We start from the raw sequence: 15,480 nt of genomic DNA, 5'->3' as shown, positions 1-15,480 counted from the left end.
GGGCCCGGTTGCGTCCGGCGGGCGGTGGGCGAGAGTGGGGGAGTGGATGTCGACGCGGTCATCGACGAGCTGTACGGGCTGAAGCCGGCGGAGTTCACCGCCGCCCGTGACGCGTACGTCGCGCAGGCCCGCGAGGCGGAGGACGCCGCAGGGGCGAAACGGATCGCCGGCCTGCGCCGGCCGACGCTGGCCGCCTGGGCCTCGAACCTGCTGGTCCGAACCCGCCCCGCCGAGGCGGAGCAGCTGCTCAGGCTCGGGCAGGGCCTGCGCGAGGCGCACCGGACCCTCGATCCCGAGCAGCTGCGGCAGCTGAGCGCGCAGCAGCACCGGCTCGTCGCGGGCCTCGTCCGGGACGCCGCGTCCCTGGCCGGGGAGGCCGGCCAGGCGGTGCGGGGCGGGGCGCTGGACGAGCTGGGGCGGATTCTGCGCAGTGTGCTCGCCGATCCGGACGTCGCCGAGGAGTGGATCGCGGGGCGGCTCGTGAAGGCGCCGGAGGCCACGGTCGGCTTCACGGCCGCCCTCAGCCCCGAGCAGGTGCCGGAGCGTCCTCCGCCGCCCGCGGCGGCGGAGGACCCGCGGCTCCGGCGGGCTCGCGCCGCGCTGGACGAGGCCCGCGAGGAGGCCCGCCGGCTCGACGCCGAGGTCCACGCCGCGCGGTCGCGGCGCGACAAGGCCGACGACCTCGCCACCACCGCCGCCGAACACGTCACCGCCCTGGAAGCCGGCCTCCGCGCCGCCCGCGACGCCGCACGCCAGGCCCGTACGGAGGCCACCCACGCCACCGACGCCCTCCGCGATGCCGAGCGCTCCGCCCAGGCCGCCCGCCGGACGGCCGAGCGGGCGGAACGGGAGCTGAAGAAGAGGGACCCCCGGAGGTAGCCCGGATGCCGGACGTCGTCGGCCGGTTTCAGCCGGCGAGCACCGTCAATTGACACAGTCCGACACCAACGCTCACATCGGGGCTCTGCCCCAGGTCACAACCGCGACGCTCTGTTCGGTCTGCACCGACGCGGGCGCGGTGAACGTGGCCGAGGCGCTGCCGTCGGTGGTGCTGAGCGTGCCGAGGCCGGTCGGGTATCCGAGCCAGGCATCATCGCGAACAGCACAGGCATGATGTCGAGCCCGACGATGACGACACCCATCACCGGCAGTGTGACTTGGGAAGGTCACCCCTTCAACTGGAGCTTCTTTGCGTGCGTGGCGGGTCACCGATACACCGTCGTCCTGAAGGTGTCCCGCCGCGTGGTGTAGGCCGTGAGTGTCTCTGCGGGGGCCCGGCACAGCACACACTGGCGTAGCGGCCCTTCGGGCACGCTCGGATCCTCGAAGTCGTCGGCCGGGTCCCGGTTCATGCCGATCCGGCGCATCACCTCCTGGGAACGAAGGTTGTTGACGGTCGTCGACGCAACCACCTCCGGCAGCCCGAGGGCCTCGAAGCCGAAGGCAAGGCATGCCAGGGCGGCCTCGGTGGCGTAACCGTGCCCCCACGCCGAACGCATCAACCGCCATCCGATATCCACCCCGGCGAAGGGCATGGCTGCGTCCACCTCGTCCAAGCCGACGCGGCCGATGAACTCACCGGTCTCCCTTGCTTCCAGCGCCCACCACCCAAATCCTCGGTCGTCGAACTCGGTCTGCATGACTGCCACCGTGGCATCGCTTTGCTCCCGCGTCAGCAGTTCCCCCAGGTGTTCTCGGACTTCGGGATCGGCGTTCATCGCCGCCCACGGCTCAAGGTCGGACTCCCGCCACCGGCGGAGCAGGAGACGATCGGTGCGCAGTTCAGGCATGCCCCACAGCTGACGCGATCAGGATCCGGGTGGCGATCTCACGGCACCGTCACCGGCGCAGCCATTCGGCTCTGGCTCCGGTCCCTATCGGAGTGAAGGAGCTGGCACCCGTCACGAGAAGATCGCGTGCACCTGATCGACCGCTTCGGGTCCGTAGCCAACCGCGCCCACGGGGACTGCGCCGTTGATCGCCTCGATCACACGCCCGGCCCATACCGGCCCGAATCCCCCGCACAGTTCAATCAGCTGCACGCCCTCGCCCACCAGGCGGCGCGCGGCCTCGATGCCCTCCTCGGGCTTCTCCACCCCGACGAACACACTGCGGCACGTACCCGTGTCCACGACGCTGACATCGCCACCTGCCGCGCTGCCGTCCGCCGTGTAGATGAACCCCCAGTGTGTGAGCGCCATACGTATCGACCTCCTGTGATCGTCAGAGCCACCAGCCAAGCAGAGCCAGGGCGGGAATGGCCTGGAACGGAGACAAGCCGTGAGTGATCTACGCCGCACTCCGGATGCCCGCACTGTCCGAGTACAGCAACACGGCCCGCTGGCGCATGATCCGCCGGACAGCTCCCAGCGCTCATTGATGTCCAGTGGGAGTTCTTCGATGCGGCACGAGAAGATCTGACCGCGCCACCCTGGAAATCCTGATCACAAGGCCAAAGCCCCGTTCGGCGTCAGGAACGCCCTTGGGTTCCGTCACTTCAGTTGGCCGGACAGCGAACTTCGTCCGACGATCGACTCGGCCACCCACACCGGCAGCTGCTGCACAAGCGCGTCGACTGCCAACTCGTACCGCCGGGCCGTCGATAACCGACCCGAGCCCGACGACGTTCCCGCTGAGCCGCTGGTGGGGGCGCGGACGTCGATGCCGGGCCCCAGGCGGATGCGGCCGCCGGACGAGCGGGGGGCCGACCCCCCCCGCCCGGGCGCGGGTATACGGATCGAGCGGCCCACTCTTCGGCCACGCTCGACAGCCTGCTCATCGCCGCCGCCATCGGTCTCCCTGCAGAGGTGGTACGGCAGCCCCGGCCGGCGACGGGGGATGTGGTGGTGCCGGCCGGGGCTTTCAGGTGGCCGCGACGCCGGCCTCTCCCGCTCTCGTTCTTCGCCCCTGGCACATGGAGGACGTTCCGCATTGGTCGAGGTGAGCCTGGATCCCGCATTGCGCCAGTGTCCCGGAGGTCGAGTGGATCGTCCCCCTCATCGAGGAGTGGGTGGCCGAGGTGAGGCCCGGCTTCTCTCCGGGGCGGCATCCGGCGCTGTGGGTGACGGAGCGGTGCGGCCGGATCGGGGTGCGGCGCCTGGACGAGGTGTTCGCCATGGTGCGTGAGCGCGCCGGGCTGCCGGGCGAGCTGGATCTGCACTGCCTGCGGCACTCCTACATCACGCACCTGGTGGAGTTCGGGTATCCGGAGCGGTTCGTGCAGCAGCAGGTCGGACACGCCTATGGCCCGACGACGGCCTTGTACACGTGGGTGTCGGACGAGTACCGAAACCGGCTGATCGAGAGCGCGCTGCGGCGACGGCTGGAGCCGGGCACGAAGAAGGAGGTGGCGCTGTCGTGGTGAAGCGCATGGGGATCGTGTGGAACCTGCGTCGGCTGATGGCCGAGCGGGACATGTTCCAGACCACCGATCTGATCCCGGCCCTGGCCGAGTGCGGGGTCCATCTCTCCCGCGAGCAGGTCTACCGCCTTGTCGCCCAGGTCCCGCAGAGGCTGTCGATGGACGTGCTGGCCGCGCTCTGCTCGATCCTCCATGTCACCCCGGCCGACCTGATCACCATCACCGAGAGCCACGTCCAGGTCGCCAAGCCGACCGCCAGCGGCGAGACGGCCACTGCCGCGAAGGCCCCGCCGGCACGCCGCGTACGCCTGACCCGGCCGGGAGACCGATGACCGTCCCCGCCTCCGCCCCGGACTCCTGGCGGGAACTCGCCCGCCTGATGACCGCGTCCCTCCCTGACCTTGCCGATCAGGATGCGGCCCGGATCGTCGCCGATCTGACCCCGGCCGCCCGCGGCCGCATCCGGGCCCACCTCGCCGCCCACCCTGACGCCCTGGTCAGCGGCGCAACCGCCGCGCCCCGCTCTGTCCAGGTCCTCATCACCACCTTGGCGGACCTCGGGGTCACCGGAGTGCGGGCACCGGCGTGCCTGCGCTGCGGACGCGTCCGCAGGCTTCGCCGGGCGGTATCCGGCGGCCGGGTCTGTCTCGGCTGCGAGGGCATCCTCGCCGCCCGCGGCAACATCGGCACCTGCACGAGCTGCGGGAAGGCCGGCCCCCGGCCGAGTCGGGACACCTGCGCGGCATGCCGCCGCCGGCAGATCGCGGCGACCCGAAACTGCTCGACGTGCGGCAAGCCGGCCGAGCTGGACCCCTGCTCGAACTGCCGCCCCCGGCCCCCGGCCCTGTGCGCCCTCTGCCACACCAGCGCCCCAGTCTCCGCACGCTGGCCGCTCGGCCCGGTCTGCACCCCCTGCTACCGGACCGCTCGCAGCCACCCCACGCCCTGCCCGGACTGTGACCGGACCCGGGTACTGATCGGTCGCGCCGAGCACCGCCGGGTCTGCGGGCCCTGCGCCGGCGTCCCCGACCCCTACGCCTGCGAACGCTGCGCCGGACCGCGCTCCTACAAGGTCGGCCGACTCTGCGACCGCTGCGCGGTCGCCGACCACTTGGAGGACCTGTTCACCGACGTGCCCGAAGCGGCGGGTACCGGGCCGCTCGCGGCGATGCGGGCTGCGTTGGCCGAGGCTCCGGATGTGGGAACGGTCCTGAACTGGCTGCGCGGCTCCCGCTCCGCCCGTCTTCTGCGGGACCTCATGTCTTCAGGCCGCCCGCTCTCCCACACTGACCTCGACGCCACGATCGACGGCCGGGCCACGGCGATGACCGCCGAGTACCTGCGCGGCCTGCTGACCGCCTACCAGGTCCTGGAGCCCCGGGACGAGCTCACGGTGCGGATCGTCCGGCACCTGGAACGGACCGTCGCCCGGCACCCCGAGCACGGCGCACTGCTCCGCGCCTACGTCCGCTGGTCCGTGCTGCCCCGCGCCGAACGCCACCAGGCCGCCCGGGCCGGCGGGGTCAAGCACCGGATCCGCTGGGCCTACACCCGCATCAACCTCGCCGCCGAACTCCTCACCACGACCGCCGGCCACGGCCTGACCATCGCCACCCTCGACCAAGGCCGCCTCGACACCTGGCTCGCGGCCAAGCCCGGCACCCGCTACGAGGTCCGCGACTTCGTCGTCTGGGCCCACCGCCGCCACCACGCCCGCGACCTCCTCGTGCCGCACCGCCCGAAAGCCGACCCGGTCGGCCTGGACGAGGACTCCCACTGGGACCTCCTCCACCAGTGCCTCACCGACACCCGCCTCGACCTCGACGTCCGGGCCGCCGGCGCGATCCTCCTGCTCTTCGGCCAGCACCTCACCCGGATCGCCGCCCTGCCCACCACCGCCCTGACCACCCACGACGGCGCGACGTCCCTCACCCTGGGCCGGACCCCGATCCCGCTGCCCACCACCCTGGCCGACATCCTCACCACCCTCGCCGACCGCCCCGCTCCCAAGGGCTGGGCCGCGAACACCAGCGCCGGCTGGCTGTTCCCCGGCCACCTGCCCGGCGCCCACATCTCCGCCGCTGCACTCAGCCGACGCCTGGCCGCCTGCCACATCCCCAACCGGCCCGCCCGGGCCACCGCGCTGGTGGCCCTCGCATGCGACCTTCCGCCCGCGGTCCTCGGCCCGATGCTCGGCCTCCACCCGATCACGGCCGTCCAGTGGCGCCGCCGCGCCGCCACCGACTGGACCGCCTACCTTGCCGCTCGCACCGAAACCGCCGCGACCGACCCGGAGAAGGAACGGGCAGACCGAGACAGATACGACACGGCCGAGGAGTGACGGGACAGGCCATGCCGCTGGCGCGGCCTCGCGGGCGAACCAAGATCGGCACCGTGCTCCGTCGGGACCTGGCTGTCGGCGAGAACGGGCGCCAGTACCTCCTCGGCCTCGGGGAGTCCTGCCGCCACCACCCTCCACGAAGTCGGCCCCGCCGGAGCGGCTGCTCAGGGGCGGGCGGCGGCGACGCGGCGGAAGAGGGCCTGGACGGCGGTGGTGACGTCGGTGCCGGGGGCGTGGTGGCAGGGGCCGGCGTAGGCATGGGTGAGGAAGTCGGCGGTGAGTTCAGGGTCGGTGACGTCGAACTCACCGGCCTTGTGCCCTTCGGTCAGGATCGTCACGAGCAGGCGGCGGGCCTGGTCCATGGGCTCCTCGCCCGCGGTCCCGAGCTCGTGGAAGAGCCGGTGGTAGAGCTCGTGGTGGTCCTGTTCGGCGGAAACCCACGCGGCGACGAGCCCGTCGAGCCGGTCGGCCCAGGACAGTTCGGGCTGTGTCAGCAGCGCGGCGGGGGTCTCCAGCATGCGCGCCCACATCTCGCCCTGGAGGGCGGCGAGGAGTTCCTGCTTGGAGGCGAAGTAGAGGTAGACCGTGCCCTTGGCGACTCCGGCCCGGGCGGCGACCCTGCTGATGGTCAGCGCCTCGTAGCCGTCCTCGAGGAGCAGGGCGGCGACGGCGTCCAGGATCTGGCGGCGGCGGACGTCCGGGGGCTGGAAGCGGCCGGTGGGCTGGGCGGGCACGGGATGACTCCTCACGAGGGGCGGTGACTGACCGGCGGCCGGTCAGTCGCTGCTCTCCAGCGTGTCATGTGGCTTGCGGGCGGTCACGATGACGGCCGCGTCGTCGGCCGGCTCCTGTTCGTGGCCGGGGTGCTGGTGCACGGGCACGCGGAGCCGGTCGGCGCGCAGGATGTCCAGGCCGAGGGCGGTCAGGTGGGTGCGGATTTCGTCGAGGGTGACCAGGTCGCCGCTCTCGCCCCAGGTGCAGCCTTCTTCGTCCCATTCGCCGAGGGCCAGGATGCCGCCGGGGGCGAGCGCGGCCGCTGCGGCGGCGAGGGTCGCGGTGCGGGCCTGGCCACGGGGCGGCAGGGCGTACGAGCTGAGGACGAAGCCGTACGTGGTCTCCGGCCGCCAGTGCGCGGTGTCGGCGACCAGCAGCTCCAGTTCCAGGCCGCGGGCGCAGGCGCTGGCCCGGGTGCCGGCGATGGCGCGGGGGGCGATGTCGACGCCGGTGACGCGCCAGCCGCGCTCGGCGAGGGCCAGGGCGTTGCCTCCTGCGCCGCAGCCGAGGTCCAGGGCCTTCCCGGGGGTGAGGGCCTCGGCGGGGGCGAGCAGGAGCGGGTCGGGGGCGCTGGTGTCGCTTCCGTCGCCGCGGTAGACGGCGTCCCAGTCGAAGGCGGGCCGCGGATCGTGCGGGGTGTGGCGTGCGTCGTGCATCTCGGTTCCTCCGGTGGGAATGGAAACGATCGAATGACCGTTGGTCAGTAGTATGACCCGCGGTCATTCGAATTCGTCAACCCATTGGAGAGTCTCGTGAACCCGCTCGCGCAGTACGACACCGTGATCGTCGGAGGCGGCCCCGCCGGCCTCACCGCCGCCCTGGCCCTGACCCGCTACCGCCACCGCACCCTGGTCGTGGAATCCCCAGTCCCGCCCCGCAACCACGCGTCGCGCGGCGTCCACGGCATGATCGGACTCGAAGGCGCCACCCCGGCCGAGGTCCGCGCCCGGGCCTGGAGGGAACTGGACGCCTACGGCCTGGCCGAACACCGCTGTGCAGCTGCCGAGGACGTGACGCGCGCCGAGGGCGGCGGCTTCCGCATCACCCTCGACGACGGCACCACCGCCTGGGCCCGCACGGTGCTCCTGGCCACCGGAGTTGTCGACGTCCACCCCGCGGGCGTCGGGGGGTTCGCCGACTGCTGGGGCCGCACCGTCATCCACTGCCCCTTCTGCGTCGGGTGGGAGAACGCGGACCGCACCTGGGGCCTGGTGGCCGACGATTCCGCCTACGCCGCAACCGCCGCGAAGGCGTTCAGCGCGTGGTCCGCCGACGTGATCGCCATCGCGCCGCCCGGCATGGACCGCGCCGCCGAGACCCGCCAGGCCCTCCGGGCGGCCGGAAGCGACCTCGTCGAAGGCGAGATCGTCCGCCTGCACCACCGGGACGGAGACCTGCACACCGTGGAGCTGGCCGACGGCACTCTTCTGCCGCGCCAGACCCTGCTCTGGTCACCACCCCAGCAGCAGGTCGCGCTCGTCACCCGCCTCGCCACCACCCTTGGCCTGGCCCTCGACGCAGACGGCTTCCTCACCGTCGGCCCCGACAAGCAGACCAACGTCCCCGGCCTGTACGCCGCCGGAGACCTCACCACCCAGTGGGAGCAAGGCGCCATGAACGCCGCCGGAGCCGGCGCCGCGGCAGCCGACGCCATCCACTTCGCCCACCCCCACTGACCCGCCTTCCAACGGAGCCAGCCACCATGACGAGCCGCGCCTTCACCGACTACATCCGCCACATCGGCGACCGCACCGGTCTGTTCCTCGCCGTCGCCGCCCACACCGGCGCCCGCCGCGGGATCTACCCTGGCAGCTACCTCGATTTCACCCCGTCCTACGCCCTGCCCGACGTCACCTACCTCGACTCCGACCCCCGCGCCCGCAAGGCCTTCGCCGACCCCGCCACCACCCTCGAACTGGCCGGACTCCACCGGCACTACCACCAGATCCCCGAGATCACTTTCGTACCAGGCGACTACACCCACACCCTGCGGGAACTCCCAGCAGCGGAATGGGACCTGGCCATCTCCCTCTATGCAGGACCGGTCTCCGAGCACGTGGCCCGCTGCCTGAAGTCAGGCGGTTGGCTCCTGGCCAACAACAGCCACGCCGACGCCGGCCTGGCCCACATCAACCCCGACTACCGCCTCGCCGCCGCCATCCACCACCGCGCGGGCCGCTACCGGCTGACCACCGACGGCTTGGAGCGCTACCTCCTGCCCAAGACACCACCACACCCCACCCGGAAGCAGCTCCAAGCCACCGGCCGGGGCATTGCCTACACCCGCCCGGCCACCGCATACCTCTTCCAGCACGTCCCCCACGGCCAGCAGCGCGGAGACCGGGGCCTCGACAAGGGGCGTTCACCTGGACCTTGAATACGGCACATTCCCAATAGCGCTCCCCGCCAGCTGGCGCCAGCGCCTGGACGCCCGCGCGGCGCGAGGCGTACGCCATAGACCAGGCCGCCTCGACGAGCCTCGTGGCCGTCACCGCGCGCAGCAACCGCTCGAAGGCCGACCAGGACCCGGCGCAATGGATGCTGCCGAGCCCCGACGCCCAATGCCGGTACGTCAGCGAGTGGACCGCCACGAAGCTGCGTTGGGGCCTGTCCGCAGACCAGGGCGAGGTCGAAGCGTTGACCGTGTACGCGGAGGCCTGCGAGACGAATGTCGTGCACTACCCCCGGCACCGTAGCTCCCGCGCGCCGACGCAACTGCGCCCCTGGTCCAGAGCGCTGGATCCAGGGGCGTGAAGCGGCGGTGTAGAAGTGATCACCGGGCGGTGACCCCGCCGAGAGGGGACTGTATCCACAGTCAGGAAGGGGGTGGACCTCTTCTTGCAGCCGTGCCCTTATCAGCCGAACATCACACTGTGCGGGACAGGCTCGCCAAAGTCGCGCGAGGAGAATGGTGGCATCGGCGAGCCCAGGGGATCCTCGCACCCGTGGTCCGAGTACACGGTGGCCTCGGAGTCGGTTCGGTTGTCGACTCGGATCGCCCCCGAGACCAGCAAGAAGCACTCCCCATTCGCCGGGTTCTCGGTGGTGAAGTCGTCCCCGTTTACATTGACGTAGTGCAACGTTCCGTTGGCCGCTTGGGCGTTGGTCGACAACCCGGTGGCCAATGCGAGCGCGGCGACGGTGGTCGCCACTACCCTCGCCGTGTGCCTGAACGCGTCCATGCCTATATCCCCTTGGGTCTGGATGAATCCTCCTCACAGGATCCCGGCATGATCGCTATCGCCCGCCCGCGACATTGCGCCGATCACTCGAATGAGGCGGGATCGCCCTGATCGTCGCGGACCAGGCCGAGGTCGACGCGCTCACGGTGTACGCCAAGGCTCACCCTCATGACCCGGCGCCTGGCCCGGAAGGGCTCCCGCACCGACAGCTGGACGAAGAAGAACCGGCCCGCCGGCTGACCACTCCTCAGTCGACAGTTTGATCGGCAGGCTACGCGCTCTCCAGAGCCTTGATCACGTGGTCCAGTGCCGGCGGCATGACCGCGATCAGGACCTCCCCGTCGGACGAATCGCATTCCACGATCCGGGATCCCGGGTGGGGCGGCGCCGCCAAGGGTTTCGGGGGCTCACGGTCCTGCCGGCGGACGGCTTACGACCCCCGGCCGTCCGCCCCCACATTGGACGAGCTGCGGGACCGGCGTGCTCGGTAGCCGGCGCGCGGCCACGCCGGGTACCCGCCGCGTCCTCGATGACACAAGGTTCAGGGCACCGCGTCCACCCGCTCCAGCGCGCGGGCGAACGCGGTGCCCGTAGTCCGCGTCGGCGGTCGGCGCCGCCGCTCCAGCTCCGAGAACCGGGAACCCTCCGGTGTCTTCAACGTCGCCACCAGATTGCCGCGCGGCGCGTTGATCTCAGGGGCTGGGCGGGCTCGCGGTCGGGGGCAGCGTGGGCCGTCCCAGACCACCGTAGGCCGGCTGGAACGGTTCGGCCGTGGCCGGGTGGGCGACCTCCTTCGGGTCGACCGCCATCACATAGGACCAGCCGCGTTCCTCGAGCGCGAGCCGGAAGGAGACGCTGCGGCCGTAGCCGGCGTCGGCCGTGATCAGCGGGACGCCAGGCCCTGCGTGGCCGGCCGGTCCAGCAATCCCGGAGCCAGACGGGTCTTGGAAACGTGCCCGATTCCGTCGGGGACACCGGCCTGTCGGCGCCGCCGGTCGTCGCTGTCCCATTCCTCGGGCAGGAACGACTCCCACTCCAGCGGGCACGACGCGGTGTCGGTCGCCGCGTGCACGCTGAACGCGACCTGGCAGTTTGCAGGCTTGCCCAACGCTCCGCAGTACTGCCGGGCCACCCCGCCGAAGCGGTCCCGCGCTTGGGGAACGACACATCGTCGATCACGCACACCTCAGGCGCGATCGCTTCGCTCAACCGCTCGGCGATCCGCCGCCGCATCGGCAGCGGATCCCACGGCGACTGGTTCACGAACTGCTGAAGCGCCTGCATGTTCCTGTCCGGCAGCCGTTCCGCCATCGGCTGGATCGACTTCCGCCGACCGTCCAGCATCAGACCCCGCAGATATCACCCGCCCCACCGCCGCTGATCCTGCCGCGGCAACGAGCCGAACACATCGGCAACGAACTCCGATAACTCACCCCGGAGCCGTTCCACCTCCCCAAGCCTCATAGCCGAAAGCCGCCCGCCACCAGGCGAGATCACTCGACGTAACGAAGCACCACTAGGCGGCGTGCGCCGCCTGACCGCACTCCGGTGATCACCCGACAAAGGCGGTGCGGAGAATGTCGGGTGATCGGGGCAGGTATCGCCGCACGATGGGGGCATGGATGACACGACCTTGGTTTCCCGTTTCCTCCGCGACGGTTTCGTGAAGTTGGAGGGCGCTGTCGCGCCGCGTGTGGCCGCAGACTGCGCGCGGCTGCTGTGGCGGGAGACGGGCTGCGACCCGGACGACCCGTCGACGTGGACGCAGCCCGTGCACTGGGTGGGCGGCATGGCTCAGGGACCGTTTGCCGCCGCTCCCAACTCCCCGTCCCTGCACCACGCGTACGACCTGCTCGTCGGCACGGGACGCTGGGAGCCTCGCTACTCGCTGGGCACGTTCCCGCTGCGCTTCCCGCACGAGGAGGAGCCGGACGACGCGGGCTGGCACATCGAGGGGAGCTATCTGCCGGAGGGCGAGAGCTGGTACTTCACGAATCTGCGCTCCCAGGGCCGGGCGCTGCTGATGCTGTTCCTGTTCAGCGAGGTCGGCGAGGAGGACGCCCCGACCCGGATCCGGGTCGGCTCACACCTCGACGTGCCGAAGGTGTTGGAGAAGTACGGGGAGGACGGGGCGAGCGGGCTGACCCTCGCCCCCGATCTGGTGACGGCGTCCGACCACCGGCCACTCGCCCTTGCGACCGGGTCCCCGGGCGACGTCTTCCTGTGCCATCCGTTCCTGGTGCACGCGGCGCAACCGCACCATGGGGTGCGGCCACGCTTGATGGCGCAGCCGCCGTTGATGCCGACAGCACCGTACGAACTGGAGCGGGCCGACGGCGCGTACTCACCCGTAGAGATTGCGATCCGCCGGGGTCTGGGACAGGACACCCCCGGTCCAGACGGAGACGGCACCGACCACAGCGCCGGATAGACGTGCTTCACGATCATCGCTGGCAAGGTGGCAGATGCGCAGCGTAGACGGGCTCTCGGGCCGCGCGCCGTGCGGCCAGTCCTACTCGGGCCCGGTAGGCGGCGGTGATGCTGTCTCGATCCAGCTCATGGGCGATGAAGGCGTTGATGCTGCGCAGCGCGATCCCGCTCCCGCTCTTGTCGGGAGTGGTCGCCTCGGGGCGCTCCAGGACGAAGCTGATGCGGTGCACCGTGTAGGCGAGGATCGCTTCGACGTGGAGGGCGCGGGCGCGTTGCGGCGGAGCCGGCGCATGGCGTGGACGAGGACGCGGCCGCTCGTGGTGGTGCGGATGTCGTGCGCCTCGATGGTCCTGACGGTGGGTTCGCTCGCACCGGGCTCGAGGTAGGTGATGGTGACGGCGTGCGGGTGGTCGAAGGCGGGGTAGAGGTCCGTGAGGGTGCGGGGGTGGTCTTGCGGTGGGTGTGCTTTCGTGGGGGCGATCAGGGCCAAATGGGCGGCCATGGGCGGAACCAACACCGGCCCGGGCATGCCTCTACAGCCGGAAGAGGTTACGCAACCGGGGGGCGGGCGAATCCAGAGGTTCACCCGCGGAACTCTCGTCTACCACCCCAAGACCGGCGCCAAGAAAGTCGCCGGAGACATCGAGCAGCGCTTGAGGAACATCGGAGGCACGTACTACGGCTATCCCAACATCGATGAGACGGTAACCCTCTCGTTCCCTGCTCCGGCCGGCGCGTACAACGATTTCCTCGACATCCAGGGAAACGTGGTGAACTCCGTCTACTGGTCCCCGTCGACAGGCGCTGTCGAGACCTACGGAGCCCTTCGCCAGGGCTGGCTGGATCGAGGCGGATATGGCGGACCGCTCGGATATCCGACGAAGCCGGAGGAAGCCGCCGGCGGTCCGGACCGGAAGCAAGTCTTCCAGCACGGAACGCTGCTGTGGAAACCCGGCCCAGGCGGAGGCGTATTCCAGCAGTGAACAGCCAATCACCACCGGGGCGTGCCGCAAGGCACGCCTCAGGCTGACCGCTTCCAGGTCGCTTTCTTCGGCGTCGTCTTCTTGCCCGCGGACTTCTTCGAGGACGCCTTTTTCGCCGTGACCTTCTTCCTGGGGGCGGGCATCTCGTGCACCGTGGCGTCGCCGGTCGTCTCGCCGCGACGCTCCCGCGCGGCCTGCACCGACTGCTCCAGTGCGGCCGTGAGGTCGACGACATGGCCGGCCGGCTCGGGGGCCTCGGCGACGGGCTGCGGCGCGCGGTGCTCCGACTTCGCCTCGCGGTGTCGGCGGGCCTCTGGGCGCCCCCGAACCCGCCCCGCGCGCAGCGGTCCAAGCGACCGAACCCGCCCCATGCCACGACGACCCGTCCGAGGCGTGGCGAGTACTGCTGACCGTCCCCGTCGACTGGTTCATCACTACCGCGCTCGCCCACATCCCCCGGCTCCGCCCGCCGAACGGCCACTGCCCGGCCGGCTCGGCGCGATCCTCCCCGACCGCCTCCACGCCTGGCGAGGCATCGGACAAGCCGACCTGAGGCCGTCCGTCCACCTCGCCCACCCGAGCCGCGTCCTTGAGGAGTGGGGCTGGCAGAACCAGCCCTACAAGCTCCGCACCGCAGGGGGAGCCCGCTGCATCTGCGGCGCGCTCCTGACCGCCCACCGCCTCGGCTACGGCAGCCAGGACACCATGAACCACGCCGCCGCCTGGATCGTCACCGAACTCCGCACCCAAGGCTGGAGCGGCCTCATCGGCCCCTGGAACCGCGCCCCCGGCCGCACCGCCACCCATGCGCTCACCCTGCTCGACGCCACCATCTGCCGCGCCGCCCGCGCCGGCGACTGAACCTCACGAGGGCGAACGAATCAACTGGGCCTCCGAGTCCAGTCGGCGCCCGCCACGTATGAGTCAGCAGAAAGATCCCCGCCACGTCGGCTGCCATCGTTGAATCCGCCGACGGCGACCCAACCGAAGGACCGGCATGACCAGCAACAGCACCGCGCGCTCACACTTCGGCGGCCTCGTCCAGTGCGTGATCACCAGCTTCGGCGAGAACCACGTCGACACCCCCTCCGGCGACGCCGTCCTCGTCGACACCCGCATCCTGCGCAACCCTCCGGACGACCCGGCCGTCCGCGAACGCATGCTCCACTCCAACGGCCTCGACCCCGAGGTCCGCCGGTACGTCATGGCCACACCCGGTGCCGACCAGCTCGTGCGCCGCAACGCCCGCATGGTCCTCGCCCTCCTCGAAGCCGAAGCCCGACAGCAGCAGACCGGAACCCGCCGGCTGAAGCGGGTCGACGTCCACGTGATGTGCGGGGGAGGGCGCCATCGCTCCGTCGCGATCGCCGAAGAGATCGGCGCCTACCTGCGCGCCGCAGGCGTCGGCTGCGAGATCGAGCACCCCCACATCGATAAGCCGATCACCTACGAGCCCTGATCAGACTGGGGCCAGTGCGAGCCGTGGCTGCGCGCCGAGGCTGCGGCTCTGGCCGCATGAATAGTTCAGATCACCGGAGGCCGGCCGAGGCGGGCGAGAGTGAGCACGGTGCGCCAGCGCATCGGCTTGCGCGGCCCGCATGGCGTGCGCCACCCCTCGGCGAAGCCGCCGAACCAGGACCGCAAGCCAGTCAGGGTGCGGGTGCGGGCCAGTGTGAGGACCACCCACACCGCCAGGTAGACCGGCACCAGCAGGGCCGGCAGGTGGCGGCGCGCGAGGTAGACCCGGTTGCGGGCGTTGACCTGGTAGAAGAACGAGTGCCGGGCGGGGGACGTGCGCGGGTGCTGCAGCAGCAGCTCCGGCTCGTAGACGACCTTCCAGCCCGCGTCGATGGCCCGCCAGGCCATGTCGGTCTCCTCATGGGCGAAGAAGAACGCCTCCGGCCAGTCCCCGACCTCGGCGAGCATCTTCGTCGACAGCACGTGCGCGCCGCCGAGGAAGCCGGTCACCTCACCGCCGCGCATCGGGTCGCCGGCTCGCAGCCGCGGCACGTGGCGGCGCTGCGTGAATCCGGTCTCGTCCGCGATGCGAAAGCCCGCGATGCCCAGCCGCTCGTCCGCCGCGTACAGGGCCTCGATACGGGCGAAGACGTCGTCGGCGACCAGCAGCCCGTCGTCGTCCAGGTCCAGCACCAGGTCCATGTCCCGCAACTGCTGCAACGCGGCGTTACGGCCGCCGGTGACCCCGAGGTTCTCCTCCAGCCGCACGGCATGCACCCACGGCGGCAGCGACGGCAGCTCGCACCCATTGGCGACCACGACCACCCGCGCGGCCGGCGCCGTCTGCGCGTGGACCGAGGCCAAGAGCTCGGCCAGCTCCTTCGGCCGCGTACCCATGGTCAAGATCGCCACGCCCAGCTTCACGACCGCACCCATCTGCTCGAAGGAGAA

General features: G+C 71.2%; 17 protein-coding genes and 3 pseudogenes. 11 read left to right on the top strand and 9 right to left on the bottom strand.

Features of this window, described 5'->3' with window-relative positions; translation table 11 throughout:
• The first annotated feature begins 42 nt into the window (after positions 1–42).
• Entirely contained in the window at positions 43–879 is an 837-nt protein-coding gene (locus ACGFMM_RS31620) for a hypothetical protein (RefSeq protein WP_393649903.1), read from the top strand.
• Positions 880–1,205: 326 nt separating this feature from the next.
• Here the strand turns inward: ACGFMM_RS31620 and ACGFMM_RS31615 are convergent, their stop codons facing one another.
• Entirely contained in the window at positions 1,206–1,790 is a 585-nt protein-coding gene (locus tag ACGFMM_RS31615) for a GNAT family N-acetyltransferase (protein WP_393649902.1), read from the bottom strand.
• Positions 1,791–1,901: 111 nt separating this feature from the next.
• Positions 1,902–2,201, bottom strand: coding sequence for a DUF6506 family protein (locus tag ACGFMM_RS31610; protein ID WP_033220913.1), 300 nt, complete (start codon positions 2,199–2,201; stop codon positions 1,902–1,904).
• A gap of 749 nt (positions 2,202–2,950) precedes the next feature.
• Here ACGFMM_RS31610 and ACGFMM_RS31605 point away from each other — a divergent pair.
• Genes ACGFMM_RS31605 through ACGFMM_RS31595 form a run of 3 tightly spaced genes read left to right on the top strand, consistent with a single transcriptional unit; the run spans position 2,951 to position 5,702 of the window.
• Positions 2,951–3,364, top strand: a complete 414-nt coding sequence (locus tag ACGFMM_RS31605; RefSeq protein ID WP_393649989.1) for a tyrosine-type recombinase/integrase — start codon at positions 2,951–2,953, stop codon at positions 3,362–3,364.
• On the top strand, positions 3,358–3,693 hold the full coding sequence (locus tag ACGFMM_RS31600; RefSeq protein WP_393649901.1) for a helix-turn-helix domain-containing protein: 336 nt from the start codon (positions 3,358–3,360) through the stop codon (positions 3,691–3,693). Before ACGFMM_RS31605 ends, ACGFMM_RS31600 begins: the two co-directional genes overlap by 7 nt.
• On the top strand, positions 3,690–5,702 hold the full coding sequence (locus ACGFMM_RS31595) for a hypothetical protein (protein WP_393649900.1): 2,013 nt from the start codon (positions 3,690–3,692) through the stop codon (positions 5,700–5,702). Before ACGFMM_RS31600 ends, ACGFMM_RS31595 begins: the two co-directional genes overlap by 4 nt.
• Before the next feature lie 164 nt (positions 5,703–5,866).
• On the opposite strand, the gene ACGFMM_RS31590 is transcribed toward ACGFMM_RS31595, so the two are convergent.
• Entirely contained in the window at positions 5,867–6,436 is a 570-nt protein-coding gene (locus ACGFMM_RS31590) for a TetR/AcrR family transcriptional regulator (RefSeq protein WP_393649899.1), read from the bottom strand.
• Between the two features lie 42 nt (positions 6,437–6,478).
• Positions 6,479–7,132 (bottom strand): class I SAM-dependent methyltransferase, encoded by a 654-nt coding sequence (locus tag ACGFMM_RS31585; RefSeq protein WP_393649898.1) that lies wholly within the window; start codon positions 7,130–7,132, stop codon positions 6,479–6,481.
• A gap of 96 nt (positions 7,133–7,228) precedes the next feature.
• Here ACGFMM_RS31585 and ACGFMM_RS31580 point away from each other — a divergent pair, with 96 nt between their 5' ends.
• The 3 genes and pseudogenes from ACGFMM_RS31580 to ACGFMM_RS31570 form a co-directional block, all read left to right on the top strand.
• Positions 7,229–8,152, top strand: coding sequence for an NAD(P)/FAD-dependent oxidoreductase (locus tag ACGFMM_RS31580; protein ID WP_393649897.1), 924 nt, complete (start codon positions 7,229–7,231; stop codon positions 8,150–8,152).
• 26 nt (positions 8,153–8,178) lie between these two features.
• Positions 8,179–8,853, top strand: a complete 675-nt coding sequence (locus tag ACGFMM_RS31575) for a hypothetical protein (RefSeq protein ID WP_393649896.1) — start codon at positions 8,179–8,181, stop codon at positions 8,851–8,853.
• A 32-nt stretch (positions 8,854–8,885) separates the two neighbouring features.
• Positions 8,886–9,158: pseudogene (locus ACGFMM_RS31570) on the top strand (HNH endonuclease); the annotation flags it as partial.
• 173 nt (positions 9,159–9,331) lie between these two features.
• Here the strand turns inward: ACGFMM_RS31570 and ACGFMM_RS31565 are convergent.
• Both ACGFMM_RS31565 and ACGFMM_RS31560 read right to left on the bottom strand, forming a co-directional pair.
• Positions 9,332–9,658, bottom strand: coding sequence for a hypothetical protein (locus ACGFMM_RS31565; RefSeq protein ID WP_393649895.1), 327 nt, complete (start codon positions 9,656–9,658; stop codon positions 9,332–9,334).
• Positions 9,659–10,350: 692 nt separating this feature from the next.
• Positions 10,351–10,969: pseudogene (locus tag ACGFMM_RS31560) on the bottom strand (transposase).
• Between the two features lie 307 nt (positions 10,970–11,276).
• Here ACGFMM_RS31560 and ACGFMM_RS31555 point away from each other — a divergent pair.
• Complete coding sequence (locus tag ACGFMM_RS31555; RefSeq protein WP_393649894.1) at positions 11,277–12,089, top strand: phytanoyl-CoA dioxygenase family protein; 813 nt, start codon at positions 11,277–11,279, stop codon at positions 12,087–12,089.
• A 13-nt stretch (positions 12,090–12,102) separates the two neighbouring features.
• Here the strand turns inward: ACGFMM_RS31555 and ACGFMM_RS31550 are convergent, their stop codons facing one another.
• Positions 12,103–12,318: a hypothetical protein gene (locus ACGFMM_RS31550; RefSeq protein ID WP_393649893.1), complete on the bottom strand. Its 216-nt coding sequence runs from the start codon at positions 12,316–12,318 to the stop codon at positions 12,103–12,105.
• 270 nt (positions 12,319–12,588) lie between these two features.
• Between ACGFMM_RS31550 and ACGFMM_RS31545 the strand changes: the two genes are divergently transcribed.
• The gene (locus tag ACGFMM_RS31545) at positions 12,589–13,071 is read left to right on the top strand and encodes an LGFP repeat-containing protein (protein ID WP_393649892.1); all 483 of its coding nucleotides are present in this window, start codon (positions 12,589–12,591) and stop codon (positions 13,069–13,071) included.
• Positions 13,072–13,109: 38 nt separating this feature from the next.
• Here ACGFMM_RS31545 and ACGFMM_RS31540 read toward each other — a convergent pair whose 3' ends face one another.
• The gene (locus tag ACGFMM_RS31540; protein ID WP_393649891.1) at positions 13,110–13,442 is read right to left on the bottom strand and encodes a hypothetical protein; all 333 of its coding nucleotides are present in this window, start codon (positions 13,440–13,442) and stop codon (positions 13,110–13,112) included.
• On the opposite strand from ACGFMM_RS31540, the pseudogene ACGFMM_RS31535 reads away from it, so the two are divergent.
• Positions 13,376–13,932, top strand: a pseudogene (locus ACGFMM_RS31535) (hypothetical protein); the annotation flags it as partial. The gene ACGFMM_RS31540 and the pseudogene ACGFMM_RS31535 overlap by 67 nt on opposite strands.
• A gap of 136 nt (positions 13,933–14,068) precedes the next feature.
• Entirely contained in the window at positions 14,069–14,530 is a 462-nt protein-coding gene (locus ACGFMM_RS31530) for a hypothetical protein (protein ID WP_393649890.1), read from the top strand.
• A 65-nt stretch (positions 14,531–14,595) separates the two neighbouring features.
• Here ACGFMM_RS31530 and ACGFMM_RS31525 read toward each other — a convergent pair whose 3' ends face one another.
• Positions 14,596–15,465, bottom strand: coding sequence for a glycosyltransferase family 2 protein (locus ACGFMM_RS31525; RefSeq protein WP_393649988.1), 870 nt, complete (start codon positions 15,463–15,465; stop codon positions 14,596–14,598).
• Positions 15,466–15,480: the final 15 nt, after the last annotated feature.

The sequence above is a fragment of the Streptomyces sp. NPDC048604 genome, from assembly GCF_043199435.1.
Classification (GTDB): domain Bacteria; phylum Actinomycetota; class Actinomycetes; order Streptomycetales; family Streptomycetaceae; genus Streptomyces.
Note: the sequence above shows the minus strand (reverse complement) of the source record. Positions and strands in the feature narration are given on the sequence as shown.